Source organism: Actinomadura sp. 6N118, assembly GCF_044326415.1.
Lineage (GTDB): Bacteria > Actinomycetota > Actinomycetes > Streptosporangiales > Streptosporangiaceae > Spirillospora.
The window spans coordinates 32,385-57,320 of record NZ_JBIRAZ010000033.1; the positions used below are offsets into that span (position 1 = coordinate 32,385).

General features: G+C 70.9%; 20 protein-coding genes and 3 tRNA genes. 10 read left to right on the forward strand and 13 right to left on the reverse strand.

Annotated elements, in window-relative coordinates:
- Positions 1-8: 8 nt before the first annotated feature.
- Positions 9-710, reverse strand: coding sequence for an ArsR/SmtB family transcription factor (locus ACH34W_RS49760; RefSeq protein ID WP_395968291.1), 702 nt, complete (start codon positions 708-710; stop codon positions 9-11).
- A gap of 133 nt (positions 711-843) precedes the next feature.
- Between ACH34W_RS49760 and ACH34W_RS49765 the strand changes: the two genes are divergently transcribed.
- From ACH34W_RS49765 to ACH34W_RS49775, 3 genes are all read left to right on the forward strand, one after another.
- Positions 844-916: transfer RNA gene (locus tag ACH34W_RS49765), tRNA-Gly, on the forward strand.
- Between the two features lie 29 nt (positions 917-945).
- Positions 946-1,016, forward strand: a tRNA-Cys gene (locus ACH34W_RS49770).
- A gap of 30 nt (positions 1,017-1,046) precedes the next feature.
- Positions 1,047-1,121 (forward strand) — tRNA-Val (locus ACH34W_RS49775).
- Between the two features lie 182 nt (positions 1,122-1,303).
- Here the strand turns inward: ACH34W_RS49775 and ACH34W_RS49780 are convergent.
- The 4 genes from ACH34W_RS49780 to ACH34W_RS49795 form a co-directional block, all read right to left on the reverse strand.
- Positions 1,304-1,642 carry a hypothetical protein gene (locus ACH34W_RS49780; protein WP_395968292.1) on the reverse strand — a complete coding sequence of 113 codons (339 nt, stop codon included), beginning with the start codon at positions 1,640-1,642 and terminating at the stop codon, positions 1,304-1,306.
- Positions 1,642-2,193: a hypothetical protein gene (locus ACH34W_RS49785; RefSeq protein ID WP_395968293.1), complete on the reverse strand. Its 552-nt coding sequence runs from the start codon at positions 2,191-2,193 to the stop codon at positions 1,642-1,644. The genes ACH34W_RS49780 and ACH34W_RS49785 overlap by 1 nt, the downstream gene beginning before the upstream one ends.
- 644 nt (positions 2,194-2,837) lie before the next feature.
- On the reverse strand, positions 2,838-3,596 hold the full coding sequence (locus ACH34W_RS49790; protein ID WP_395968294.1) for a transposase: 759 nt from the start codon (positions 3,594-3,596) through the stop codon (positions 2,838-2,840).
- A complete protein-coding gene (locus ACH34W_RS49795) occupies positions 3,590-3,823 on the reverse strand; it encodes a helix-turn-helix domain-containing protein (protein ID WP_395968295.1) in 234 nt (77 codons plus the stop codon). The genes ACH34W_RS49790 and ACH34W_RS49795 overlap by 7 nt, the downstream gene beginning before the upstream one ends.
- Before the next feature lie 216 nt (positions 3,824-4,039).
- Here ACH34W_RS49795 and mycP point away from each other — a divergent pair, with 216 nt between their 5' ends.
- Positions 4,040-5,326, forward strand: a complete 1,287-nt coding sequence (gene mycP, locus ACH34W_RS49800) for a type VII secretion-associated serine protease mycosin (RefSeq protein WP_395968296.1) — start codon at positions 4,040-4,042, stop codon at positions 5,324-5,326.
- Positions 5,327-5,457: 131 nt separating this feature from the next.
- Here mycP and ACH34W_RS49805 read toward each other — a convergent pair whose 3' ends face one another.
- Both ACH34W_RS49805 and ACH34W_RS49810 read right to left on the reverse strand, forming a co-directional pair.
- A complete protein-coding gene (locus ACH34W_RS49805; RefSeq protein ID WP_395968297.1) occupies positions 5,458-5,760 on the reverse strand; it encodes a WXG100 family type VII secretion target in 303 nt (100 codons plus the stop codon).
- Positions 5,761-5,778: 18 nt separating this feature from the next.
- A complete protein-coding gene (locus ACH34W_RS49810) occupies positions 5,779-6,108 on the reverse strand; it encodes a WXG100 family type VII secretion target (RefSeq protein ID WP_395968298.1) in 330 nt (109 codons plus the stop codon).
- Positions 6,109-6,323: 215 nt separating this feature from the next.
- Between ACH34W_RS49810 and eccCa the strand changes: the two genes are divergently transcribed.
- The 4 genes from eccCa to ACH34W_RS49830 all read left to right on the forward strand — a co-directional run bounded on the left by eccCa (position 6,324) and on the right by ACH34W_RS49830 (position 12,909).
- Positions 6,324-10,283: a type VII secretion protein EccCa gene (gene eccCa / locus ACH34W_RS49815; protein WP_395968299.1), complete on the forward strand. Its 3,960-nt coding sequence runs from the start codon at positions 6,324-6,326 to the stop codon at positions 10,281-10,283.
- 93 nt (positions 10,284-10,376) lie between these two features.
- Positions 10,377-10,820, forward strand: a complete 444-nt coding sequence (locus ACH34W_RS49820) for a hypothetical protein (protein ID WP_395968300.1) — start codon at positions 10,377-10,379, stop codon at positions 10,818-10,820.
- Positions 10,817-12,229, forward strand: a complete 1,413-nt coding sequence (locus tag ACH34W_RS49825; protein ID WP_395968301.1) for a hypothetical protein — start codon at positions 10,817-10,819, stop codon at positions 12,227-12,229. Before ACH34W_RS49820 ends, ACH34W_RS49825 begins: the two co-directional genes overlap by 4 nt.
- On the forward strand, positions 12,226-12,909 hold the full coding sequence (locus tag ACH34W_RS49830; RefSeq protein ID WP_395968302.1) for a YbaB/EbfC family nucleoid-associated protein: 684 nt from the start codon (positions 12,226-12,228) through the stop codon (positions 12,907-12,909). Before ACH34W_RS49825 ends, ACH34W_RS49830 begins: the two co-directional genes overlap by 4 nt.
- Before the next feature lie 220 nt (positions 12,910-13,129).
- Here ACH34W_RS49830 and ACH34W_RS49835 read toward each other — a convergent pair whose 3' ends face one another.
- Both ACH34W_RS49835 and ACH34W_RS49840 read right to left on the reverse strand, forming a co-directional pair.
- Positions 13,130-13,792: a pentapeptide repeat-containing protein gene (locus ACH34W_RS49835; protein ID WP_395968303.1), complete on the reverse strand. Its 663-nt coding sequence runs from the start codon at positions 13,790-13,792 to the stop codon at positions 13,130-13,132.
- On the reverse strand, positions 13,773-14,408 hold the full coding sequence (locus ACH34W_RS49840; protein ID WP_395968304.1) for a hypothetical protein: 636 nt from the start codon (positions 14,406-14,408) through the stop codon (positions 13,773-13,775). The genes ACH34W_RS49835 and ACH34W_RS49840 overlap by 20 nt, the downstream gene beginning before the upstream one ends.
- Before the next feature lie 1,112 nt (positions 14,409-15,520).
- On the opposite strand from ACH34W_RS49840, the gene ACH34W_RS49845 reads away from it, so the two are divergent.
- Positions 15,521-15,733 carry a hypothetical protein gene (locus ACH34W_RS49845; protein WP_395968305.1) on the forward strand — a complete coding sequence of 71 codons (213 nt, stop codon included), beginning with the start codon at positions 15,521-15,523 and terminating at the stop codon, positions 15,731-15,733.
- 1,043 nt (positions 15,734-16,776) lie between these two features.
- Here the strand turns inward: ACH34W_RS49845 and ACH34W_RS49850 are convergent.
- The 4 genes from ACH34W_RS49850 to eccD form a co-directional block, all read right to left on the reverse strand.
- On the reverse strand, positions 16,777-17,259 hold the full coding sequence (locus ACH34W_RS49850; protein ID WP_395968306.1) for a hypothetical protein: 483 nt from the start codon (positions 17,257-17,259) through the stop codon (positions 16,777-16,779).
- A gap of 163 nt (positions 17,260-17,422) precedes the next feature.
- Positions 17,423-20,440: a hypothetical protein gene (locus ACH34W_RS49855; RefSeq protein ID WP_395968307.1), complete on the reverse strand. Its 3,018-nt coding sequence runs from the start codon at positions 20,438-20,440 to the stop codon at positions 17,423-17,425.
- A 76-nt stretch (positions 20,441-20,516) separates the two neighbouring features.
- Positions 20,517-21,917: a type VII secretion protein EccB gene (gene eccB, locus ACH34W_RS49860; protein ID WP_395968308.1), complete on the reverse strand. Its 1,401-nt coding sequence runs from the start codon at positions 21,915-21,917 to the stop codon at positions 20,517-20,519.
- 4 nt (positions 21,918-21,921) lie between these two features.
- Positions 21,922-23,304 carry a type VII secretion integral membrane protein EccD gene (eccD, locus tag ACH34W_RS49865; RefSeq protein ID WP_395968309.1) on the reverse strand — a complete coding sequence of 461 codons (1,383 nt, stop codon included), beginning with the start codon at positions 23,302-23,304 and terminating at the stop codon, positions 21,922-21,924.
- A 175-nt stretch (positions 23,305-23,479) separates the two neighbouring features.
- On the opposite strand from eccD, the gene ACH34W_RS49870 reads away from it, so the two are divergent.
- On the forward strand, positions 23,480-24,922 hold the full coding sequence (locus ACH34W_RS49870; RefSeq protein ID WP_395968310.1) for a serine/threonine-protein kinase: 1,443 nt from the start codon (positions 23,480-23,482) through the stop codon (positions 24,920-24,922).
- Positions 24,923-24,936: the final 14 nt, after the last annotated feature.

Genomic DNA, 24,936 nt, shown 5'->3' on the forward strand with positions numbered 1-24,936 from the left:
ATCAGGCGTCACACACCCTGGGGCAGAATGCAGCCGAACGAGTCGGCCAGGCCGCGCATCCCGGCCTCGGTGGCAGTCAGCGCCCGCCGCGTACTCCCCCGCTCGAACCACCCGAGCTCGATCATCCTCTCGGTGAGCGCCGCCCCCACCGCCCCGCTCAGATGTGGCCGCCGCTCAGTCCAGTCCAGGCAATGCGCCGCGAACCGCCGCCGCCCATTTCTCAAGCCGGCCACATCGATCCCAAGCTCGCCCAGCCGTTCCTCGCCCTTCTCGGTGACCTCGGACCCGTCCGGCTCGATCAGCCCGGAATCCACCAGGGCAGCGAACAGCGCCACTCCCGCCTCACCTGCCAGATGGTCGTAACAGGTCCGCGCCGTGTGGAGCCGCTGGGCGTCCCGCGACTGCTTCAGGCTGCGCACCGTGACCGGCGGGCTGATCCGGCTCAACGCCTCGATGACCTGGGCGATCTCGGGCCCCATCAGGGAGTAGTACCGGTGCCGGCCCTGCTTGATCACCGTGACCAGCCCGCCGTCCAGCATCCGCGCCAGATGCGAGCTGGCCGTCTGCGCGCTGATGCCCGCGACCCGGGCCAACTCCCCCGCCGCCAGCGGCCGCCCGTCCAGCAACGCCGTCAGCATCGCGGCCCGGGCCCGGTCGGCCAGCAACGCCGCCACCACCGAGATATCGGAGTCGTACGCGAGGTCACCCATGTCCTGGACCCTATGCGCCCGAGACTTCGACGCCCGTCGAAGCGACGCCCGCGAAACCGGTTTGGGGAAGCCGCGACTTCACGCTAAGGTTTTCCTCGTCGCCGCAAGGGGCTACCGGCCCCGAGCAGCACAAGCGGAAGTGGCTCAGTTGGTAGAGCATCACCTTGCCAAGGTGAGGGTCGCGGGTTCGAATCCCGTCTTCCGCTCTGAGGGGCCTTGCGGAAGGCCTCCCTCTGGTGGAGTGGCCGAGAGGCGAGGCAACGGCCTGCAAAGCCGTGTACACGGGTTCAAATCCCGTCTCCACCTCAACCCGTACTTCCCAGGAAGCACGGACCCGGGCGATTAGCTCAGTGGGAGAGCGCTACCTTGACACGGTAGAGGTCACTGGTTCAATCCCAGTATCGCCCACCACTCTCTCCCCAGGCCAGATCCCACATCCGGCCTGGGGATCTTGCATTCCAGCCCCCGTTCGGCCCCGGATCGGGAGCACACTGCTCCCCGCGATGATCGAAACTACCCACGCGTGGGTCGGGGTCACTGGGAGCAGTGCTCCCGACCGTGCTCCCGCTGCACATCGGTGGGTCGGGTCGTGATCATGGCCGGTAGTCGGTGATGTCGGTCCATCGTTCCTGGAGCTGGTTGCGCAGGTCTTGGCGCATCTGGTCGCTCACGTGACTGTAGACACCGGCGATGCCGGGCATCCGGTGTCCCATCCGCTCAAACTTCATCGCGTCCCCGACGCCGAGTTCGTCCAGCATGGTCTTGTGGTGGTGGCGCAGACCGTGGAAGACCGCGCCGGGCAGGATGGGCGGCCAGTCGCGTCCGGTGTCACCGTCGCAGGCGGGGCGCCATAGGCGGCGGGCGAAGTTGGATCGCCGGTGCCAGCGACCGTCGGCGGTGACGAACACCTGCTCCTGGTCGTGACCGTCCATCACCTCCTGCAGGAGCGCGGCCAGGAAGGGCGGCAGATCGATGCGGCGCGCTGCGGTCTGGGTCTTGGGCCCAGCCACATGGCACCGCGGACTTCATGCAGGGCCCCGGTCTCGGGATCGACCTGCAGGTACAGCTGGTCGAGATGGCAGTTTCGCTTGGACAGGCCGGTGATCTCACCCCACCGCATTCCGGTGAACGCTGCGGTGATCACCATCACCTGCGCCGCCCCTTCTCCGAGGATCTTGACCCGGTCGGCGATGGCCAAGACCTGGTCGCCGTTCGGGACCGGGCGCTTGCGAACCTCTCGTATCGCAGAGCGCGGGGCATGCCCGCTGCGGGGTTCGGCCATTCGCAGGCCTTGGATCGGGTTGGCGATCATGCGTTCTTCCACCGCAGCCGTCAGCATGAGCGACATCAACGTCACGATGCCTCGGACGGTGGCCAGGCTGTAGCGGGCGCGCAGGCCGATCGCCCAGTGTTTGACCGCGCTGCGGCGGATCTGGTCCAGGGGCAGGTGGCCGAAGGCAGGCATCAGCACGAGGACACTCACGCCCTAGGCACTCATTGCAGACCAGCGGACTCTTAACCCGCGGGTTCGGGGTTCAAGTCCCTGACGGCGCACCCGCTCTGACCTGGGCATTCTCCACGCTGCGAGGGTGCCCAGTTCGTCCTTTTATGACACTTTGCGACACCTGGGTGCTCGTTGGGTGCTCCACTGTGGTGATCTTGCTAGAGGGACGCTGCGCTCCACAGGAGATGAACTGCTCGTGTAAGCGACAGCGGGGCATCGGGACCATAAGTGAGGTTGTTTAGCCCACTCCATCTGGGGGCCTTGGCTCTCTCTCTCGGATGGTGCGCGGTTCAGTCGGTCGCCGGTGGGGATCCTTCATTGCTTTGGCCGACGAGGGTACGCAACTGCCTCACCCGCCCCAGGTCGACAAGCAGGTTGATCATCCGTTCGGTTTCATCGGTGACATACATGACGGTGAGGGCTTCTTCTGTCCTCCCCAGTTTGAGGAGCAGGTCGGCCAGCCGCCGGGCTGCCTCCTCGTGGCCTTGGTCGGGGCGGCGTAGGTGAGGGCTTCTTCGATTTGCCCCGGTCGATGAGCAGATCCACCAATACTCTGGTGGCGTATCCCACTTCTTGGTCGGTGAGGGCGCGCAGCTCCTCGATCCGCCCTACTGCTGCGTTCCTTAAGGACGTACACAAAGCGATGTCGGTGCGTGCGCAGCTTGGGCTGGGGGTCGTCCCCAGATCCAGGGTCGGGCGCGGGTGTTGAGGTGAGCGGTGGCCAGTCGGGTGGCGTAGGCGATCTCGTCGGGGTCGGCGAAGGTCTGTCCGGCCAGGGCCTTCTTGCGGAAGATCCGCCACCAGCCTTCTTGCAGGTTGAGCCAGCACGCGCCGATCGGGATGAAGGCGTGCCTGATCCGCGGGTGGTCCTCGAGCCAGGTCCGGGTGCTCTTGCTGTTGTGGGAGGAGAGATTGTCGGTGACGATGATGATCTGCCCGTCGGGGTTGGCGTCCTCCACCTGCTGCAGAACGCCTGGTAGTAGACGCTGTTGTGGGACGGGGCGGTCATGGTGATCGCCTGCCCGTCTCGTACGCGCAGCCCGCCGTACACGCGGGGTCACCGGCCCCAGTTCGTCGGCGCAGATCACCGTGGAGCCCTCCGGCTGCGCGGTGCAGAGCTCCACGATCCTGGTCCTTTTGGGCGAAGTCGGGGTCGGTGCTGGCGGTCCAGGACCGGGTCCGCCGCCACCGCACCCCCCATCCAGCAGGATCCGCCGCACCTGGCTGCGGCCGATGTCGATGCCCAGCTCACGGGCGGCCTGGGTCAGGCTGTCCAAGGTCCACTCATCCGGCCAGCGCTCGATCAGCGCTGCCAGTTCACCCGAGGTTTCCTCTCGCACCGGCCGGCCCGGCGGATCAGAGGAGGCCAGCGCGATCAGCACCGCTCTCCCTCGGTGATCCGCCGCCTGCGCCCGGCCCCGGGCCAGTCACCCAGCCCCTCGACCCCGGCGTCGTTGAACCGGTGCAGCCACCGCCGCACCTTGTTCGGATGACAGCCGACCTCGGCGGCGATCGCCGCGACCCGCAATCCGTCCCAGCTCAGCGCAACGATCCGCGCCCGCTCGATCCAGTCCGCCGGAGCATGCCGCGCCCCACGTCCTCGTCCCACGGCGGACGAGCCCGCAGGATTTTCGGCACCTTAGCCTCCAACTTCGCCGGGGGCGGTCCAGGGGCCGGCCTCGCTCGCCGACTGGCGGAGGACGCGGGCCGCCGGAGACACTGCGGACGGCGCGCTCACCCGGCTGGAGGCCGGCGCTTGCTGACCGGCCCGGCAGGAACGTGCCAGCGCCGCCGTCGGGCCCGGCGGCGAACCTATGTTGCGGGCATGAAGCCTACGATCGGCCGGGCGCTCGTCTCGGCGGTGGTCGCGGTGGGCGCCGTGGCGTTCGCGCCGATGGCCGCCGCGGCGGAGCCGCCCGCAGGGGCCTGCACCAGCCCGGACAAGGCGCTGCCAGCGATCAAGGAGCTGCCGTGGGCGCAGCGCATGCTGGACCCGAAGTCGGTCTGGCCGCACAGCGCCGGCAAGGATGTGATCGTCGCCGTGATCGACTCTGGAGTGGACCCGGACCACCCGCAGATGCGGAACGGCGCGGTGCTGCGCGGCGAGGACTTCTACCTCCAAGGCGACTACCCAGGCGACTTCGACTGTGCCTCGCACGGCACCGCCATGGCGAGCGTCATCGCGGCCCGCCAGGCCCCGGGCGTCGGCTTCGCCGGGCTGGCGCCGGAGGCGCGCATCCTGCCCGTGCGGGTGAGCGACGGGGAAGTCGGCGAGAACGGTGATGCGGAACGGATCGACTCCAAGGTTCTGGCCCGTGGCATCTGGTACGCGGTCAAGTCCGGAGCCAGGGTGATCAACCTGTCCCTGGCCGGCACGGCGAAGAACCACTACATCGAGGACGCCATCAGGAATGCCCGCTCCAAGGACGTCATGGTGATCGCGGCCGCGGGCAATGCCCGGCAGGGCGAGAGTGGGCCCGCGTACCCGGCCGCCTATCCGGGCGTGATCGGGGTCGGGGCGGTGGACCAGAGCGGCGTGCTGCTCTCCGGGTCGCGGACCGGGCCGCACGTGGACCTGGCCGCGCCGGGTGGGGACGTGCTCGCCGCCGTACGCGCGGGTGGGCACCGGTACTGGGACGGGACCAGTGTCGCCGCGGCTTTCGTCTCGGGCGCCGCGGCACTGGTCCGCGCACGCTGGCCGGAGCTCTCCGCCGACGAGGTCGCGGAACGTCTCAAGGCCACCGCGACACCCACACCTGGGGGCCCGGGCAGCCCCGCGTACGGCGCCGGGCTGGTCAACCCGTACCGCGCCGTCACCGACGGGATGACCACGGCCTCCCCCGCCCCACCGCCGGCCGTGCGGCCCGCCGCCGCCGACCCGGTGCGGGAGCGTACGGAGGCCTGGTGGGAGCAGCGAGAGGACACCGCCCAGACCGTGTTGATCGCCACCGCCGGGGTCGCCCTGCTCACGCTGATCGTGGCGGTGATCTTGGCCGGAGGCCGCCGTACCGGCTGGCGTGCGCGCCCCGCCGAAGCCCTGCCGCCCGCGCCGGGCCGCGAGGAACCCCCGGACCAGGTCTTCCTCCTCGACCCACCCACCCCCGAACGCTGACCCCCGCGACATATATAGGGACACCTTTTGCTGGCGTGATCTGCGGTCTCTCCACCAGAGGCCGTCCCGAAAATGTGCAGAGGGGGAACGGCGTTCGCCGTTCCCCCTCTGTGTTTCCGGGCTCGTGCGGGTCAGATCGAGGTGCTGCCGACCCGCGCGACCGCCGACGAGAGCGCCTGTTGGAGCTCACCGTTGGCGGTGATGACACCGCCGCGCAGCGCGTCGAGCATCTGCTGCTGCGCGGTGGACACCTGCTGCCAGGCCGCGCTGACCTCCGCGAACTGGCCACCGGCGGCGTCCATCCAGTCCGCCTCGGTCGCACCGGAGGTGCTGCGCCAGGTGTCCATCTCTCCCTGGACGCGCCCGACCGTGTTCATGATCTGCTGGGCGAGGTCGTCCAGCTGGCCGAAGTTGCCCCTGACCAGATCAGTCATGTGAGCGTTCCTCCTCTCCTAGGCGAGCGCACCGCCGAACGGCGCCCCACCCGCGGCCTGGTTGACCGCCGCGGTGCCGGTCTCGTCGGCCGTCATGTACTGAACCGACGAGAACTGGGTGTTCTCGCCCAGGTTGTTCAAGGCCGCGACGAGCCGGGTAATGCCCTGCTCCCAGTTCGCGTGGGCCTGGGTGAAGGCGATCGGCGCCTGCCCGACCCACTGTCCCTGCAGCGCGGCCACGATGGGCTGCAGCGAGGCCCGGTGGCCCTCGATGTCGCCCGCCACGTTGCCGGCCATGACGGCCGCCCGGTCGAGCGTTCCGATCACGCCATGCAGCTGATCCGCCATACGCTCCCTCCTCTCACTGACGTCCCCACCGGACGCGGGTAGTCCCCGGAAACGTAAACGCGCGTACGCCTCCTTGGCGGGCTCGGTCCGCTTCCTGCCAGCCCCGGACGGCCCTGACGACCGTCACCTTCCTGCCAGCACCCCCACGCCGCACGACCATCGGGTGACGATGGGCCAGTCCGCTGAGACGAGCCGTCGATGCCAGGAGGAACACCGTGGGTACCGAGGTCGTACGGCGCCACGCACGCAAGCCCTCCCCGGCGCTGCCCTCCGGGGAGCTGGTGCTGGAGGCGCCGCCGGAGATCCCGCTGCCCGGCGCCCGGCAGTGGACGCAAATGCTCTTCATGCTGCCCATGGTCGGGATCATGGGCATGATGCTGCTGAGCTACTCCGGCCGCATGTCGCCCGCCCTGCGCAACGTCGTCCTCGCGGTACTCGTGGTCATCGTCGTGGCGATCGTGATCTTCGCGATCATGCGGGGCTCGGGCCCGAGCAAAAAGGAGATGGACACCGGCAGGCGGCTCTACATGCGCGGGCTCGCCCAGCACCGGATGCGGATGCGCCGCTCGGTCGCCAGGCAGCGGGACGCCCTGATGTACCTGCACCCGGAGCCGGGCGCCCTATGGTCGGTCGCGGCCAGCCACCGGCTCTGGGAACGCAGGCCCGAGGACGCCGACTTCGCCGTCGTACGGGTCGGGACCGGCCCGCAGAGCCCGGCGACACAGTTGATCCCGCCGGACACCAAACCGCTGGAGCAGCTCGAGCCGCTGTCGGCGCTGGCACTCCGCCGTTTCCTCACCACCTACAGCGCCATCGACGATCTGCCACTGGCGGTGGCGCTCACCGGTTTCGCGAGGCTGCACGTCCGTGGCGACCGCAGCGCCACGCTCGGCCTGCTCCGCGCCATGGTCGCGCAGCTCGCCACCGTGCACGCGCCCGACGAACTGCGGATCGCCATCTGCACCGGCCCTCGGGAGACCGCGGACTGGGACTGGGTGAAGTGGCTGCCGCACGCCCTGCACCCGGAGAAGTCCGACGCCACCGGCCCGCTGCGGCTGGTGGCGCCGACCGTGCCCGGCATCGAGGCGATGCTGGAGGACCTGCTCGGCTCCCGTCCCCGCTTCGACCCGGACATGCGGCGCGGCTCCCTTCCCCACCTCGTCGTGGTCATCGACGGCGGCGCCGTCGCCGGGTCCGACCACCTGATGGCCGGCGCCGGCCTGGAGGGGGTGACGGTCATCGACCTCACCACCCCGCCGCCACGCACGCTGGACCGTACGACCCTCGTGCTGGACGTGGCCACCGACGGCGCGCTGGCCGCCGCCACCTTCGACGGCGAGACCGAGCTGGGCCGGGCCGACATGATGGAGGTGGCCGAGGCGGAGGGGCTGGCCCGTGTACTGGCTCCGCTCCGGCTCACCAGTGGTGTGAGCGGGGAAGCGCTCGGCAACGACCTGGGCCTGGCCGAGCTGCTCGGCCTCGGCGACCCGTACGCCTTCGACCCCACATCCACGTGGGTGCAGCGGCCGAGCCGGGACCGGCTGCGGGTGATGTTCGGTATACGGGAGGACGGCTCGCCGGTCGAAATAGATCTCAAAGAGTCGGCCCAGGACGGTATGGGCCCGCACGGGCTGCTGATCGGCGCGACCGGCTCCGGCAAGTCGGAGCTGCTCCGTACGCTCGTCCTCGCCCTGGCCATCCAGCACCCACCGAACTCGCTCAACTTCGCCCTGATCGACTTCAAGGGTGGCGCCACCTTCACCCGGCTCGACAGGCTGCCGCACACCAGCGCGGTCATCACCAACCTCGAAGACGAGCTGGCGCTGGTGGACCGGATGACCGACGCCATCAACGGCGAGCTCATCCGTCGCCAGGAGCTGCTCCGCGCCGCCGGCGACTTCGCCTCACTCCGCGACTACGAGCAGGCCCGCGCGGCGGGCGCGCCGCTGCCCGAGGTGCCCACGCTGCTGGTCATCTGTGATGAGTTCAGCGAGCTGCTGTCCGCCAAGCCCGACCTGATCGAAACGTTCGTGCAGATCGGACGGATCGGCCGGGCGCTCGGCGTACACCTGCTCCTGGCCTCTCAGCGGCTGGAGGAGGGACGGCTGCGCGGCCTGGACACGCACCTGTCGTACCGGATCGGCCTGCGGACCTTCTCCGCGATCGACAGCCGGACCGTGCTGGGCGTGACGGACGCGTTCGAGTTGCCGACCGCCCCCGGGCACGGGTTCCTCAAGTTCGGCTCGGAGCCCATGATCCGATTCCGCGCCGCGTACGTCTCAGGCGCGTACCGGCGGCCCGAGGCCGGTGGCGGCCCAGCGGGGGGCGGGGTCGCCGAGCCGCTCGAGTACGGTACCGGCTACGTGCCGCCCGCGGTCCTCCCGGTGGAGCAGACCAAGAAAGAGGACCTGGACGACCCGACGGTCGACAGCCTGATGGACATCCTGGTGGACCGGCTGAGCGGCCGCGGCACCCCCGCCCACCAGGTCTGGCTGCCGCCGCTGGACGAGCCGCCGACGCTGGACGCGCTCCTCGGCGCGCTCTCCACCGACCCGGAGCGCGGTCTCCGCGCGAGTGGGCCCGGGCTGGCCGGAAGCCTGCACGCGATCGCCGGCATCGTGGACCGGCCGCGGGAACAGCGGCGCGATCCGCTGGTTTTCGACCTGTCGACCGCGGCCGGTCACGTGCTGGTGCTGGGTGGGCCGCGCAGTGGCAAGAGCACCGCGGTGCGTACGGTGATCAGCAGCCTGGCCCTCACCTGCACTCCACGCGAGATCCAGTTCTACTGTCTGGACTTCGGCGGCGGCACGCTGGCGGCACTCCGCGGTCTGCCGCACGTGGGCGGCATCGCGGGCCGGCAGAACGCGGGTGCCGTACGGCGCACGGTGGCGCAGGTCGCGGGCGTCCTGGAGGAGCGGGAGCGGCGCTTCGCCGCGCACGACGTGGACGGCATCGCCACATACCGGGCGGCGCGGGCCCGCGGCGAGTTCGTCGACGACCCGTACGGCGACGTATTCCTGGTGGTGGACGGCTGGCAGACGCTCCGCAAGGAGTTCGAGGACCTCGAGGCGGCCGTCGGCGACCTGGCCACCCGCGGGCTCGCCTACGGCGTACACGTGATCGCCACCGCGAGCCGCGCCTTCGACCTCCGCCCCGCCGTACGCGACCTCTTCGGCAGCAAAGCCGAACTCCGCCTCGGCGACCCGATCGACACCACCGTCGACCGGATGGCCGCACTCAGCGTCCCCGAGGGCTCCCCCGGCCGCGGCGTCACCGGTGACAAGCACCAGCTGCTGTTCGCGCTGCCGCGCATCGACGGTGTGGAGGCCGAGGACGGGCTCCACGAGGCCACCGGCGCACTGGTGACGACGGTCGCCGAGGCGTGGCGAGGCGAGGCGGCCCCGCGCGTGAAACTGCTCCCCTCGACGGTTCCCTACAGCTCCCTTCCCGCCCGGGACACGGTCGCCGACGGCAAGGCCCGGCTCAGTGTCGGCATCGCCGAGCAGGATCTGGGCCCGGTCGCCATCGACTTCGCCACCGACCCGCACTTCCTGCTCCTGGGCGACGCGCAGGCCGGCAAGACCGCGTTCCTCCGCCTGGTGGCACGGCGGATCACCGACGCGTGCACGCCGGCCCAGGCCCGCATCCTGCTCATCGACCACCGCCGCAGCATGCTCGGCGAGGTCCCGGACGAGTATCTGCTCGGCCACGGCACCGACTCCGAGAGCTCCCGGCACCTGATCTCCGAGGCCGCCCGCGCGATGGCGCTGCGCAGGCCCGGGCCGGACATCACCCCGGAGCAGCTGCGGAAGCGGAACTGGTGGACCGGGCCCGAGCTGTTCGTCCTGGTCGACGACTACGACCTGGTCGCCACCCCGATGAACAACCCGTTCCTGCCACTGTTGGAGTACATGGCGCAAGGCCGCGAGCTGGGCCTGCACCTGGTGGTCACCCGGCGTACGGGCGGCGCCGGCCGCGGACTGTACGAACAGTTCCTGGCCCGCGTACGGGACGTCGGCTCCCCCGGCCTCATGCTCTCCGGCAGCAAGGACGAGGGCCCCCTGCTCGGCGGCCTCAAACCGGAACCCCTGCCCCCAGGCCGCGGCCGCCTCATCACCCGCGGCCACAACCCCCAGCTCCTCCAACTCGCCTGGCTCCCACCCACCGAGGAGTGAGGCACAAGAAGCGTGGCAGCTTGCTGTCCCACGCCCCCGCGCCAGGCCACGAAGAGGTTGCCTGAGTACCACGACCGCACGAGGGAGGAACCGATGGCATTCGACGGAGTCGAGAACGCGACGGGGGACCTGCACAGCTTCGCCGGGCGAATGATCCCGACGAACGCCAGGCTGGCGGCGGCGGAGGCGGAGGGCCTCAAACAGGCGAACCTCCGCTGTGGCATGCCCCTCGAAGGCGGCTGCACTGCCTATATCCAGAGCGTTAATACCGCTCTTGAACAGTTCACCGCCTACTTCACCACCGTCGAGCGGGGATACGAGGGCTACGCATCCGTCGCGAACGACAGCGCGACCGACTACGACAATCGAGACGATGTCGGCCGGGCCGAGGTTGAGCGCGCCCTGAATCTGAGCATGCTGCCGAGGTCCGGGGGATCCCCACAGGAGCGGCTCCCAATACCCCTGCAGGACAACGACATGGGCCCGCGGCCGTCCTTCCCGGGCGCCCTGCCGCAGGCCGGGACCGAACCCCGATGAGCGTCGCCACGCTGGTCAAGCGGGTGGAGGTGTTGCTGAAGCAAGCCGAGGCCCAGGAAGCGGACCACACGCCCCGCCTCACAAGCAGCATCCCCCGGTGGCAGACGATGCTCACGGAGATGGAGAAGACACGGGACGACCTTCGGGCCAAGACCCGCGAAGTCGCACCCATCTGGCCGGACGCCGCCGGCGAGCTCTATGGCCAGCGTTTGGGCCGCAGCTCGGCGTCGGTGGACGCCTGGGCACAACAGCTGAGCTCAGCGGGGATCCCGGCCCAGCTCGAAGGTCTCAACCAGGTCATCGCGACCACCGCCCAGAGCCTCAGAGCGCTGCACCAGGAGGCCCTGACGCTTGAGCAGGAGTACAACCAACTCCAGGCGGAACTGAGCGCCGGCGTGACTCCGGCCAGGGCCCAGTACATCATTCAACGGCTGGCGGCGATCCGCGCGCGAATGATGGCCATCGTGGCCGAGGCCGAAGGCCTGATCACGACGCTGAGCGGCGAGTTCGCACGCGTCGGGTCGGTGATCGCCGGGGCTCCGAACGGAACTCCATGGGACGGACCGGCTACAAGCTCGGGCCCTGGAACCACTTCCGCCCCGTCCACGGGCGGCCCGGCCGCCCCGGCGGCCGCTCCAGGGGGATCCCCAGCGGGGTCCCCAGCGGGCACCCCCGCGGCCCCGGGTGGTGCTCCCTCGGGTGGAGCGGGCGGCGCGTCTGCTGGGGCGCCGGCGGCCGGGGGCGCACCGGCGCCGGCACTCCCCGGTAATCCAGGAACGACGGCGCCCTCACCTGTCGTACCACCAGTGGCCGTGCCGCCGCCCTCGATCCCGGCGCCCACGCCGCCCCTGCTCGCAGCGTCCACGTCGTCCTCGACCACGGGGCCGACGCCGGCGTCGCCCGGCGGAGTGCCGCACATCGCGCCGATCGGCGCTCTCGGTGCCGGCGCCGGGCTGGCGCGGGTCACGCCGGTGTCGGGCAATACGGGCGGTACGGGCCAGGCCACCACGCCGGGCATCGGTCCGGTGCCGCCTGGAACGGTGGGCGCGGGTGGCACGGGTTCCGGTGGTGGCGGGGCGGGGACGGGAAGAATGGGCGTTCCGCCCCCCATGGTGCCGCCCGGCGGCGGGGGCTCCGGTACGAGCGGGGCTCCGAAGCCCGGTGACGACGACCCCCGCTACCGTGACCGGTCGCCCCGCAACGTACCTGGCGTGCCACCGCGGTTGCGCGGACGTGCGGGACGGTTCGATGCCTCACCCGAGTTCCTCGGTACGGCGAACGGCCCGGCCGCCAAGCGCGATGCCGAAGTGGAGAACGAGACCTCGCAGCCGCTGGTCGAGGAACTCTGGCAGGTCGAAGAGCAGACGCCCGTGGTCGAGGCTCCACCAACCCGCAGGACCGTCCGATGACGGTCCGCGACGGCAGCGTCGTCGACATCTGGAAACTCCGCGATGACCTGCGCACGATCCGCGAACGGGCGGATACCGTACAGGCCACTGCGGAGTCGGAGGACGGGCTGGTCTCGGCGACCGTCGGCAGCCGAGGCCGCCTCCTCCGCCTCGACCTGGACGTCCGCATCTTCCGTGTCCCGGATTCGCGAGCGCTCGCCGAGACCATCAGGGAAACGCTCGGCCGGGCGAGGGAGCAGGCAGGCGAGGATCTCGCCGCGCTCGCCGCCGAGGTCTTCGCCACCCCGCCTCCCGCAGGCCGGCCACCTCGCCCGGATCCCCTGCCCAGCGAAGATCGGGAGCTCACCCGGTCCGTACTCCACCTCCGGGAAGGCATGGCGGCGGTCCGGTCGGTGGCGGAGTCACCGGACGGGCTGATCCACGTGGCCGTCGACGAACGCGGCTCCCTCACGGAGCTGCGTCTGGATCCGCGCGTATACCGCGACACCGACCCCCGATCCCTGGCGGAGGCGATCACCGAGGCGTTGCGACAGGCAGAGGAACGTATACAGGAGCAGTTCTTCGAACTCCTGAAGCCGTTCCTCCCCGCCCGCGTACGCCGCGAAGAGACCGACCTCGGCTTCGACCCTCTCATCCACCAACTCGACCGCACACTGGAAAGGGGCCGCCACCATGTCTGAGCCCCAGAGCGGCGTGGCCCACTTCGACACAGGCGGCACTGAAGCACCTGGCCGTATGCGTGGGAGGCGACCGCCTGTCCGGCCCGCCTGCAGGCGTCGGTGACCCAGCCGGAGGGGACCTCGATCCGGCGATATCGGCCAGGACCTCCGCAAGCCCGCAACATAATGATCGGCCTCGGCGGTCGAGCCGGCGACTTCCGATTCCTGATCAGAGACATCGTCAGGTCGGATTGACAGGCACGACAGTGATGTCGGCGCCCCGTTTCCGCAGCCATTGCTGCAACTCGGCGTCGCCAACCTCGCCCGTTTCCTCGTCGAGCCTGCAAGGTCCGATGAGCGTTCCAGTCATTCCTTCCACATGCACATCAACCAGTCTGCTCGAGACGAAGAACGTCCTCTCCAGCCTCGCGTCTCGCAGATCCGAACCTTCGAGGTCCGCTCCATTGAAACTGGCACCGCCGAGGAAGGCTCCGGAGAAATTCGCTGATTTGAGGTTCGCGTCTAGGGCATCAAGCCCGGAGAGCCATGCCTTGACGAAGGTTACCCGTTCTCCTGATACGCTAAAGAGGTCGGTGTCGATCATTTCCGCCTCGTCAAAGCACGCTCCAGCAACAGAGGCTTCGCTGAAATCCGCGCGATTGAGCAGCCCTCCATGAAATGAAACACCATCGAGGCGCGCGGAGGTGAAGTCCGCACCCCGAAGCGACAGGCCCCGTAGGTCGGCGCCTCGGAAGTCAAGCCCGGTCGCCTCAAGCTTGGCCCCTTCATCCTGGGCGAACTGTTCCACATAGGTGCGCAGCGCAGCCGTGGCGAGAGCATCTTCAGGCCAGGTATGAACCATGCTGCGAGACTCCGAATCATCGTCAGGGATACCAAACGACATCCTCTTGCCACCCCCTCCGTTCAATCATTTCTTTTATCTGGTCGATATTCGCCTGGATCGTGTTCCGGGCATCGATGACCGGAATGCGACCCCTGGTGAACTGGTCCGCGAGCTTTCGCTCGAAATTTGCAACGCTGAAACTCGGAGATGATGACACTTCCTTAATATCATAATAGTGGCCTGCGCTAGGTGAGTAGAAGTCACCTTGACCGCGTACTGGCGGGCGCTGAAGATCACCGGGAAGGATTCCGCGGTACCGCAGGTCAAGAGCAGTCTTCGCCTCCTCGCGAGCGTTGTCATCGATGTCGTAGGACCCATCCCTTCTCATATGGTCCGGGTCTTTCTGATAGTCGCTGTAACGCTGTGGATCGTTTGCCGCCAAGTCCGCTCGATGCTGATCGAGCTGCTGTCGTTCCTCAGGTGACAGTTCCTCGGGAGGTCCCGCTCCCGCACGCTCGGGGGGCGGGCCAAGGTCGTCGGCACGGCCGCTGGGAGCGTTGTCGCCCACACCGCCGTCGGACTCGCCACCGTCGGATTCGCCGCCGTCGGATTCGCCGCCGTCGGACTCGCCGCCGTGGCCCTCGTCACTGGCGCTCGGCCCGGCCGCCCCCGGCACCGGGGATGGCGACGGCTCCGGTCCCGCCGGGGTGTCCGCGACCGGCTCGGAGCCGGGGGTCGCCGGGACCCCGACCGGGGGGACATCCCGGTCCTCCTGATTCGGGTTCCGTGGATCGTTGAGCTGCCCCGGATCCTCCTCATTCGGGTTCTGTGGATCGTCCGAACCGCCTCTGTCATTGCGTGCCGGCGGCGGAGCACCCGGTCTGCCGCCTCTTGCCGGACTCGGGCCGGTGTCGGGTGTGATGTTGAGCGGAGCGGGAGGTGGCACATCGATGCCCCGGTGAGGAGGCGGCCCACCGCCGGGCTCGCCATGTGCCATCGCGGGGACCCGCTCGTCGCCGGCCTTGGTGTGCACCGGAGGGTCTGAGGGGTTGCCGGACTTGGACGTGAGGTCCGTGGTCGGTCCGGCGTCACCCGCGGTTGGGCTGGGTGACGACTCGCCGGCACCGACCCGGGCGGGTAGGGGATCTTTCGCGCCGCTGCCCGCGTCGGAGGCCTCGGGACCACCACCTCCGGTACGCGCGGGTTCCGGCTCGCGGAAGTCCTGGCCCGTGGTGTTCCCCCTGGAGTCCGGCGCGTCGCCATGTCCGCCGAGGTCCGATACGGGTGCGTTGCCGTGCGGATTCAGGGCACCACCGAAGGGAGCAGGCCGCGAATCGAGGGCCCCGGACTCGGGAGTCGCTTTGATCCCGTCAGACGCCGGAACCTCCCTGGTCCCATCCTGGACCTCCCTGATCCCATCCTCGGACTTGCGTGTCTCCGGAGGCTCTGTGCCGTCGCGGGCCTCCGGCGAGTCGCTGGATCGCTCCGGCGGGTCTGGCCTGCCGGGGCCGTCGCCGCCTCCGCCGGGACCGCCATGCGGGTTGGGCGGCGGGCCCGGCGCGGGGCGGCTCTCGGGAGAAGCGGGCGTGCGATCAGGTGCGTGCCCGGGTTCACCGGGCGCCAGTGGCCTGTCCGGGCCACCGCCCCCATCGTCGTCGGGGTCCGGGCCATCGGGGTCCCCGGCACCGGGCGGGTTCGCGGGTGGGTGGGGGGCGTTGCCGGGGGCGCCGACGGGCGGAGAGGGAGGGGCGTGCGGAACCGGGGCCGGGACGGGACCGCCCGGGGCAGGTGCGGGCCCCAGGTCCGGCCCTGGGACACCAGGGCTCGGATCCGGAGCACCAGCGTCCGGGCCAGGAGCAGGCGCGGGGCCAGGAGCGGGCGCGGGGCCAGGAGCGGGCCGGGGTGGCGCTGGAGCGGGGGCCGGCGCTGGAGCGGGAGCAGGCTCTGGAGCGGGAGCAGGCGCCGGGTCTGGATCAGGTGACGGGCCGTCCGGCCTGTTGATGAGAGATTTGAACTTGCCTGGACTGGCCAGTTCAGCGAGAGTGGCGATCGCCCGGCCGATCGCCTCGCCTTCGTTACCGGCGTTCCAGTCGTCCACGATCGGGGTGACGAGGCCCTCGGCGACGCCTTGGACCACCCCCACCGGATCCTCTATGACCTGCTGAGCGGTCTCCATGAAGCCCTCAGCGGCGTCTTGGGCCGCTCCCACTGGATCCTGTATGACCTGCTGGGCGGTCCCGAGCAGGCCCCGGACGGTCTCGACCCCGTGGTCGACCATGCCCCGCCCGACCCCCTGAACCTCCCGGCCGACATCAAGGGCGGTCCCCCACGCTGTGCCGTACGCGGATATGTGCGCGATCGCCTCTTGAATGAGCCCGTCGATCATCAACGCGACCGCGTTGACGACCTCGGTCAGCCCGACGCCCGTGAGATTGGCGAACGTGCCAGCGACGGCGACCGCCGCATCGTAGGCCGGGATGGAGCCGTTGATGGTCTCGACGATTTTGCTTTTGAGGCGCCACACCTCGTACGCGAACGCGTCGGTACGTTCAGCCACGGCCTCCATACCGGCCGCCGTCTCGCCCGCGCGCGCGGTCGTTCCCTGTACACGCGCAGCGAACTGCCCACCCACCGCATCGGCCCAGGGGCCGTTCAGCCCACTCGTGTCATAGCGGCCCGTGGCCGCGAAGTCCGCACCGGCCGCACGCCAGGACTGGGCAAGGGCCTGCAGCCCCGCCTCGTCCGGCTGCGGCCACTGCGGCCCCGCCGCCTTCACCAGCTGCCAAAGCTCATGCGTCGGCTCAGGAACAGACGTCAACGCTCCGGAGGGCACAGCTCAGCGCCCCCACTCACCGCAGCAGCGCCAGGTCATGGTCACTCCCAAGCCTCGGAAATCAGATGGATCGCCCAGCGGCAGGGACAAGGGCGCTGCCTTGCGGGACACGGGTGACCAGGCCTGCGGGCAGACTGACCGGATCGGCCCGGGGATAGCCGAGGATGCCCGCCCAAGTAACCCCTCCCTCACACCAAGATGTTTGTCGGTGTCAGAAGGGGCGACCCGGCGAGAGTGGGATCGATGGGGTGACGTTGGCGAGGGCGTCCCGCGCACGGTCGTCGCCCTGGATGTAGTCCTGCACGCACGCGTTTCCGACCTGGGCGTCCCTGGCCAGTGCCGAGACCACCGCGTTGGCCGCGTCGCTCGCGGCCTGGGAGTCCGCGTCATAGCCCGGCCTGAACGCGGCACTCAACTGGTCCCCGCCGATGGCGGCCGCGCCGGAGCCGATCTCCCCCTGCTTCGCCGTCCAGGCACTGTTCAATCTTCGGCTCTCATCTGCCAGCTGCTGCATCTTCGCGGCGGCGTTGGCCGGCTGCATATCCATGTCATGCGCCATGATCAGATCCACATCTCCCGGCACGGCGACATCGATGGCCGTCTTGACCGGTGCCGTGCGGTCCAGCGAGGCCCCGCGGGCCTGCGGCCACGTCGGCCATCGATGGCCACCGTATGCACCTTCGGCGATAGCCATGACCTTCGATTATTACGAGATTCGAACCCGCGCAATGGCGGGTGACCGGTAGCTGCCAACGCTCACATGGCCTGACCGGTCACAGTTACACCTACGGCTGCCACGGCCGCGCGGATCTGTTCGGCCCGCCGTCACCATCACCGTCGTGCTCAGCGTCGTCGGCCTAGTCATCACCGTCTTGCTCGGCATCGTCGGCCTGTTCTCGAGCTTCGTCCTCGGCACGCTCCTCCTCATTCCATTTCTCATTGAGCTGGCTTATCCTTTTGCGTCGCGCCAGCCACTCCGCGATTACCTGGGCCATTGTGAGAACGGTCCCGACGTCGGAGCCGCCCATCGCGGCTGGGGCCCCGTCCGGCAGACCGGCAAGATCCTCAACTCGCTCGCCATACCCCGTTCCGCCCTGCCTGGTGAGGTCGAAGCGCAGCCCGATTCCGGCCGCGCGCTGCCCTACGGAACTGATGCGGTCGAAGCCGTCCGAGACGAACGCTTCGATCAGGCTTTCCAGCTTCTCCGCCGTCCGGACCAGGTTCTCCACCGCCTTCGCAATGTCCCCAGGGTCACCTGGATGCGCGGTGGCGTCCCTGGCCTTGTTGTGCTCGGTCACCAGACCTTCGGCCATCGCCATGATTTCCTCCACCGCGGCGTTGAGTCCGGCTGTGCCGGGCACGTCCCCTACAACCGCCGGGTTCGTGAGGAACCGGCCGAGCAGTCGCCCCAAGGCCGCGGGGAGGTCCTGGACCCCCTTCGCCGCGAGGGCCGCGAGCTGCCGGGCGACGGCGAGACGACCCGGGTCGGGCTGTTCCGCGAGCCGCGTGATGAAGTCCGCGACGATCTTCGCGCGAGCCGTGGCATTCCCGCCGTACATTGCCAGCCTGCTGAGCAGTTGACGGGCGGCGAGCTCATCCGGGGTCAGCGCGCCGGGGTCGAAGAAGTCCTCGTCGGGCTCGAAGCCGTCGTAGAACCTGGCCGGCACGTCGGACTCGCCGCCGTCAGACTCGCCGCCGTCAGACTCGCCGCCGTCAGACTCGCCGGCGCCGTCGCCGTGGCCCTCGTCACTGGCGCTCGGCCCGGCCGCCTCCGGATGCCCCGGCCAGGAGGCCGGGGTGGGCGCCCGGTCCTCCTGATTCGGGTTCCGTGGATCGTTGAGCTGCCCCGGATCCTCCTCATTCGGGTTCTGTGGATCGTCCGAACCGCCTCTGTCATTGCGTGACGGCGGCGGAGCACCCGGTCTGCCGCCTCTTGCCGGCCTCGGGTCGGTGTCGGGTGTGATGTTGAGCGGGGCGGGAGGTGGCACATCGATGCCCCGGTGGGGAGGCGGCGCCGGGTCCGGCCCACCGCCGGGCTCGCCGTGTGCCATCGCGGGGATCGGCTCGTCGCCGGCCTTGGTGTGCACCGGAGGGTCTGAGGGGTTGCCGGACTTGGACGTGAGGTCCGTGGTCGGTCCGCCGTCACCCGCGGTTGGGCTGGGTGACGACTCGCCGGCACCGACCCGGGCGGGTAGGGGATCTTTCGCGCCGCTGCCCGCGTCGGAGGCCTCGGGACCACCACCTCCGGTACGCGCGGGTTCCGGCTCGCGGAAGTCCTGGCCCGTGGTGTTCCCCCTGGAGTCCGGCGCGTCGCCATGTCCGCCGAGGTCCGATACGGGTGCGTTGCCGTGCGGATTCAGGGCACCACCGAAGGGAGCAGGCCGCGAATCGAGGGCCCCGGACTCGGGAGTCGCTTTGATCCCGTCAGACGCCGGAACCTCCCTGGTCCCATCCTGGACCTCCCTGATCCCATCCTCGGACTTGCGTGTCTCCGGAGGCTCTGTGCCGTCGCGGGCCTCCGGCGAGTCGCTGGATCGCTCCGGCGGGTCTGGCCTGCCGGGGCCGTCGCCGCCTCCGCCGGGACCGCCATGCGGGTTGGGCGGCGGGCCCGGCGCGGGGCGGCTCTCGGGAGAAGCGGGCGTGCGATCAGGTGCGTGCCCGGGTTCACCGGGCGCCAGTGGCCTGTCCGGGCCACCGCCCCCATCGTCGTCGGGGTCCGGGCCATCGGGGTCCCCGGCACCGGGCGGGTTCGCGGGTGGGTGGGGGGCGTTGCCGGGGGCGCCGACGGGCGGAGAGGGAGGGGCGTGCGGAACCGGGGCCGGGACGGGACCGCCCGGGGCAGGTGCGGGCCCCAGGTCCGGCCCTGGGACACCAGGGCTCGGATCCGGAGCACCAGCGTCCGGGCCAGGAGCAGGCGCGGGGCCAGGAGCGGGCGCGGGGCCAGGAGCGGGCCGGGGTGGCGCTGGAGCGGGGGCCGGCGCTGGAGCGGGAGCAGGCTCTGGAGCGGGAGCAGGCGCCGGGTCTGGATCAGGTGACGGGCCGTCCGGCCTGTTGATGAGAGATTTGAACTTGCCTGGACTGGCCAGTTCAGCGAGAGTGGCGATCGCCCGGCCGATCGCCTCGCCTTCGTTACCGGCGTTCCAGTCGTCCACGATCGGGGTGACGAGGCCCTCGGCGACGCCTTGGACCACCCCCACCGGATCCTCTATGACCTGCTGAGCGGTCTCCATGAAGCCCTCAGCGGCGTCTTGGGCCGCTCCCACTGGATCCTGTATGACCTGCTGGGCGGTCCCGAGCAGGCCCCGGACGGTCTCGACCCCGTGGTCGACCATGCCCCGCCCGACCCCCTGAACCTCCCGGCCGACATCAAGGGCGGTCCCCCACGCTGTGCCATACGCGGATATGTGCGCGACCGCCTCTTGAATGAGCCCGTCGATCATCAACGCGACCGCGTTGACGACCCCGGCCAGCCCGACGCCCGTGAGATCGGCGAACCTGGTGCCAGCGACGGCGACCGCCGCATCGTAGGCCGGGATGGAGCCGTTGATGGCCTCGACGATTTTGCTCTTGAGGCGCCACACCTCGTACGCGAACGCGTCGGTACGTTCAGCCACGGCCTCCATACCCGCCGCCGTCTCACCCGCGCGCGCGGTCGTTCCCTGAACACGCGCAGCGAACTGCCCACCCACCGCATCGGCCCAGGGGCCGTTCAGCCCACTCGTGTCATAGCGGCCCGTGGCCGCGAAGTCCGCACCGGCGGCACGCCAGGACTGGGCAAGGGCCTGCAGCCCCGCCTCGTCCGGCTGCGGCCACTGCGGCCCCGCCGCCTTCACCAGCTGCCAAAGCTCATGCGTCGGCTCAGGAACAGACGTCAACGCTCCGGAGGGCACAGCTCAGCGCCCCCACTCACCGCAGCAGCGCCAGGTCATGGTCACTCCCAAGCCTCGGAAATCAGATGGATCGCCCAGCGGCAGGGACAAGGGCGCTGCCTTGCGGAACACGGGTGACCAAGCCCGCGGGCAGACTGACCGGATCGGCCCGGGGATAGCCGAGGATTCCGAGGACCTGCCGGTCGGCGAGGGGATGGGCGCGGCCCTGGTCGGTGACGAGGAGGAGCGTGCCGCTCGGCATCACCCGGGCCAGGGCTGCCTGGCCTGGAGGGACGTACACGTGGTCCGCCACGGGGAGCCCCTCGGCCGTACGGCCCGGGGTCGAGGCCATCGGCCCGTTCGGCATCCGGCCGTCCAGGCGGAGCCGGGGCACCATCGCGCCGGAGTCGAAGGTGGCGCAGACCGTGGCCGGTTCGCGTCCGGCGCCGGCGATCACCGGGCGGCGGGGCGGTGCGGCTCCGCGTGAAGGCGCGGGCGCGGCCCTCTGGGCGGCCTCGGACAGGGCGACCAGGCCCAGCTCCACCCCCTTGGGCTCGCCGCCGCCGTAGGCCTTGGCGTTGCCCTTGTACGCGAGCTGGATCTCGTACTGGAGCTCCGAGATGGGGCGCAGCCGGTCCGGCTCGGCCAGGAAGTGCTGGGCGCGGCCGCTCGTACGCGCCACCAGCACCTGCCCGGCGCGCAGCTTCGGCACGCTCGGCACCGCGGTCGAACGCTTGCCCGCCTCCGGCACCTTGATCGGCGCGATCTCGTCGCCAGCGGGCAGGATGTCCACCACCTCGGCGTCGACCCGGGTGGGCCGCTCCACGTCGAGCGCCAGCCCCACGTCGACGGTGTCCCGTTCGTCGATGCGGTGCCGGTAGCCGTGCCAGACCAGGTGATGGTCCCCGCTGGCCGGCACCTCCAGCAGCAGCGCCTGCTCGCCGAGGGCCTGGCCGCCTGTGGGTTCCGTGCCGACCAGCAGCGCGGACTCCTCGGCCGCGGCGCCGGAGGATTCCTCGGTGGGGCGGGAGCAGAGCGTCCAGCCCGCACGGAGCAGCTCCTTCGGGCCGGGCAGGGCGTCGGGGGCGTCGGGGATGCCGATGACCGGGCCGCGGGCCACGCCCATCAGCGACTTCCGGGAGACCGAGAGGGTCTTCGCGTTGTCGCCCAGGGCCAGCAGGGCCGAGGTGTAGTTCCGTACGGGGTGCAGGCGGCCGTTGAGGTAGACGTGACGGGCGCCGGTCTCCTTGACCACGATCACCGACCTGCCGTCCCGCCAGGACGTGTTGCCGCCCGGCGCGACGATGCCGTAGACGTACACCACCAGCAGCGCGATCGCGGCGATCACCAGGCCGCCGATGGCCGAGTTGGTGACCCGGCGGAACGGTGGCTGCTCGGGGTCGGTCTCCCGGCTCACCAGCGCGGACGAGACCCGCTGGCCGATGAACCGGTACGCCTGGAGCTCGTCGCGCTTGGTCGCCATCGGTTCAGCCCCCCAGCCCGCGGACCAGCCCGTACAGGCCGAGCACCGCGCAGACGACCGGTACGCAGGCCAGCACCAGCACCGCTTCGAGCAGTTGGGAGTAGCGGCCGAGGACGGGGCCCGGCCGCCGGCGCGCGTACACCAGGCCCGCGGTCACGCCGGCAGCGGCCGCCACGGCCAGCACGGGAACGGCGATCACCAGCAGGTCCTCCCCGTCGGCCATCAGCGGACCGATGGCCAGGCAGGCCGCGGCGAGCAGACCGGCCGCCAGCAGCGGCACCCGCTGCCGGATCGCCGGGTAGAGCCGCGCCCGTACGCCGAACCCCAGCGCGAGCAGGGCCAGCAGGATCGTCACCGGCATGCCGGAGGTACGGAGCATCGTCAGTTCCGCCACGATCGCGGCCAGCGCGCCGCCCCCCACCAGGCCGGTGAGCAGGGCGTCCGTACGGAGCACCGCCGCGTACACCGCCCTGCGGGGCGGCTGCGGGTCGTCGCGTACCAGGTCGGCCGCCGTACGCGGCAGCACCGGCATCGGCAGCCGCCCGAGCCGCGCCGCCACCGGCGTGAACAGCGGCGAGAAGACCATCACCAGGCCGGCCACCACCGCGGCGGCGCCGGTGGCGTCGACCGCCTCCGTGGTCACCGCCCACGAGGCCAGAGCTCCGAGCAGGCCCACGGTCGCCGCCCCGACGAAGATCGCCGCACGGCCGACCACGCCGAGGTGACCGAGGACCGCCGCCAGCAGCAGCGCCGCGTTCCCGCTGAGCATCTGCGGGGCGCCGTACCCGGCCAGCGGCAAGCCGGCGCCGAGCAGCATCGCACCGCCGGCGAAGGCGGACGGGAGGGCCAGGGCGGCCAGCACCGCGCCGGACCGGGCGTCGCCGCCGGCGCGGGCCAGCGCGGTCCCACCGGCCATCAGCAGTACCGCGACCGCGAGGGCGACCAGGCCGGGCAGTGGCCACGGTGGCCCCGCGCGGACGATCGCGTACAGGATCAGCGCCACCGCCGTCCCCGCGGTGACCAGCCCGGCCATCCGGGTGTGCACCGGGCCCCAGGGCCGCCCGGCACGGCCCGCGCCGTCGGCGATCGCGTCGACCAGGTCGTCGTACTCCGGTTCCGGCCACCGCGTACGGCGCGGAACCAGGTGCAGGACCTCGCCGTCGCGGACCTGCTGGGCGTCGAGCGTACGTGCCCCGTCCACGGCCGTGCCGTCCGCGCGGCGCAGCATCCAGCCGCCGTCCAGCACCCCTTCGTCGGCGAGGCCGCCGCCCGCCATGCGGAGCAGCCCCGGAAGGATCTCGGCCACCGGCGAGCGTTCCGGCAGCGCCAGGTCGGTGCGGCGCCGCGGTGCCGCGATGGTCACCCGCACCAGGCCCGTGGTCGTCATCCCGGCCCTCCCATCTGGTGCGGAGCCGCGTCAGGTTGCTGTCACGGGCTCCGGGGTGTGTTCTGGTGTTCCTACGATGGGCCGTAGATTCCCCCCTGGGGCGGACGCGGCAGGTAGCTGACACGGCAGCGGGCCCGCGAGGTAGGGCGGGCGAGTGAAACGCGAGGGCAGCCACGTGACGACCGGAACCGGTAACGACGAGCTCGTCCCGCTGGGCACCGGGCCCACGGCCAGCGTGTACGCCGGCGTGACGCCGACCGGCGAGGCGTACGCCCTCAAGGTCCTCCCCGGCCCGCTGGACCGGCGGACCCGCGTCGAGGTGGAGAACGAGCTGGCCCGGCTGGCGGCGCTCCGCGGCCAGGCCCCGATCCTGGTGGCCGACCGCCTGGAGGAGATGCCCGGCGGGCGGCACGCGCTCCGCATGGAGCTGTATCCGCAGTCGATGCCGGAGCTGATCGACTCGTTCGGCCCACTCTCGGTGCCGGACGCCCTCGCCCTGGGCACGGCGATCGCCTCGGCGCTGGCCACCGCGCACCGGAGCGGGATCGTGCACGGCAGCGTCACGCCGGGCAACGTGCTCTTCCGGGCCACCGGGGAACCGGTTCTGGCGGACTTCGGGGTGACGCTGCGGCAGGTGTTCCCGCCGGATCCATCGGAGTTCGCGGCGCCGGAGAGCATCCGGGACGGCTCCGCGGACCAGCGCTCCGACCTGTACGGGCTGGGCGGGATCCTCTATCTGGCGCTGGCTGGCCGCTCCCCGTACGCGGGCACGCCGGGCGAGCCGCCCGAGGAGCGCGTACTGCGGGCGCTCAGCACCTCGGTGCCCCCGCTCGACCGGCCCGGCCTGCCGCCGGGCCTGGCGGACCTGGTCGCCGGCCTGCTCGCCAAGGACCCCGCGACCCGTCCAGCCGACGCGGCCTCGGTGGCCGACCATCTCACCGCGCTCCACGCCGGCGACACCGGGCGGAGCCGGCCCGCGCAACCGGGCGGGCCCGCGCAACCGGGCAATGCCTTCGACGACTTCGCGGGCGCGACGGCGGACGTGCCGCCGCTACCCGCCCAGGCCCCGCCACCGCCGGCGCCAGCGGTGGCGCCGCCCGCCCCCCCGCCGCCCGCGGGCGCACCCCTTCCCCAGCCGTCGCCGCTGGGCAAGCCGATCCTGGAGTTCACCCCGGAGGACCGGGCGAAGGAGGGGCGGCGTTCGCGATGGGGGCCGGTGGCGATAGCCGGCTTCGCGCTGCTCGCCGTGGTGGCCGTACTGCTCATCATCTCCCGCCCCGAGGAGCTCGCCGACCCGAAGACACCGCCCGGCGCGGCCCAGACCAGCCAGGCCCGTGCCCAGGCTCCCCGCCCCGACGTCCAGATAGAGCTGGTCGAAGTCAGGGATGAGGCCAACGCCGTGAAGCTCAAGTGGACCAGCAGCCGGTCCCTCGACTTCGTCGTCACCTATGCCACCGCGGAGCAGACCAAGTCGCTCCCGCCCACTCGGGCCACGGAGTCCGTCGTGAAGATCGACCCGCAGGAGGCGTACTGCTTCGAGGTCACGGGCATGGACAGCAGCGGCCGCCACTGGACGAGCGCACCAAAGCCGATCCGCAAGGCCACCTGCCAATCGTGATCCCCGCCCCACCG

What these genes read in the sequence shown, in the direction of transcription:
- ACH34W_RS49830 (WP_395968302.1), top strand. Translation starts at nt 12,226, where the DNA reads ATGACGGTCCGCGACGGCAGCGTCGTCGACATCTGGAAACTCCGCGAT.
- ACH34W_RS49780 (WP_395968292.1), bottom strand. Translation starts at nt 1,642, where the DNA reads ATGGACGGTCACGACCAGGAGCAGGTGTTCGTCACCGCCGACGGTCGC.
- ACH34W_RS49805 (WP_395968297.1), bottom strand. Translation starts at nt 5,760, where the DNA reads ATGACTGATCTGGTCAGGGGCAACTTCGGCCAGCTGGACGACCTCGCC.
- ACH34W_RS49835 (WP_395968303.1), bottom strand. Translation starts at nt 13,792, where the DNA reads ATGTCGTTTGGTATCCCTGACGATGATTCGGAGTCTCGCAGCATGGTT.
- ACH34W_RS49810 (WP_395968298.1), bottom strand. Translation starts at nt 6,108, where the DNA reads ATGGCGGATCAGCTGCATGGCGTGATCGGAACGCTCGACCGGGCGGCC.
- ACH34W_RS49820 (WP_395968300.1), top strand. Translation starts at nt 10,377, where the DNA reads ATGGCATTCGACGGAGTCGAGAACGCGACGGGGGACCTGCACAGCTTC.
- ACH34W_RS49760 (WP_395968291.1), bottom strand. Translation starts at nt 710, where the DNA reads ATGGGTGACCTCGCGTACGACTCCGATATCTCGGTGGTGGCGGCGTTG.
- eccD (WP_395968309.1), bottom strand. Translation starts at nt 23,304, where the DNA reads ATGACGACCACGGGCCTGGTGCGGGTGACCATCGCGGCACCGCGGCGC.
- ACH34W_RS49825 (WP_395968301.1), top strand. Translation starts at nt 10,817, where the DNA reads ATGAGCGTCGCCACGCTGGTCAAGCGGGTGGAGGTGTTGCTGAAGCAA.
- ACH34W_RS49850 (WP_395968306.1), bottom strand. Translation starts at nt 17,259, where the DNA reads ATGGCTATCGCCGAAGGTGCATACGGTGGCCATCGATGGCCGACGTGG.
- eccB (WP_395968308.1), bottom strand. Translation starts at nt 21,917, where the DNA reads ATGGCGACCAAGCGCGACGAGCTCCAGGCGTACCGGTTCATCGGCCAG.
- mycP (WP_395968296.1), top strand. Translation starts at nt 4,040, where the DNA reads ATGAAGCCTACGATCGGCCGGGCGCTCGTCTCGGCGGTGGTCGCGGTG.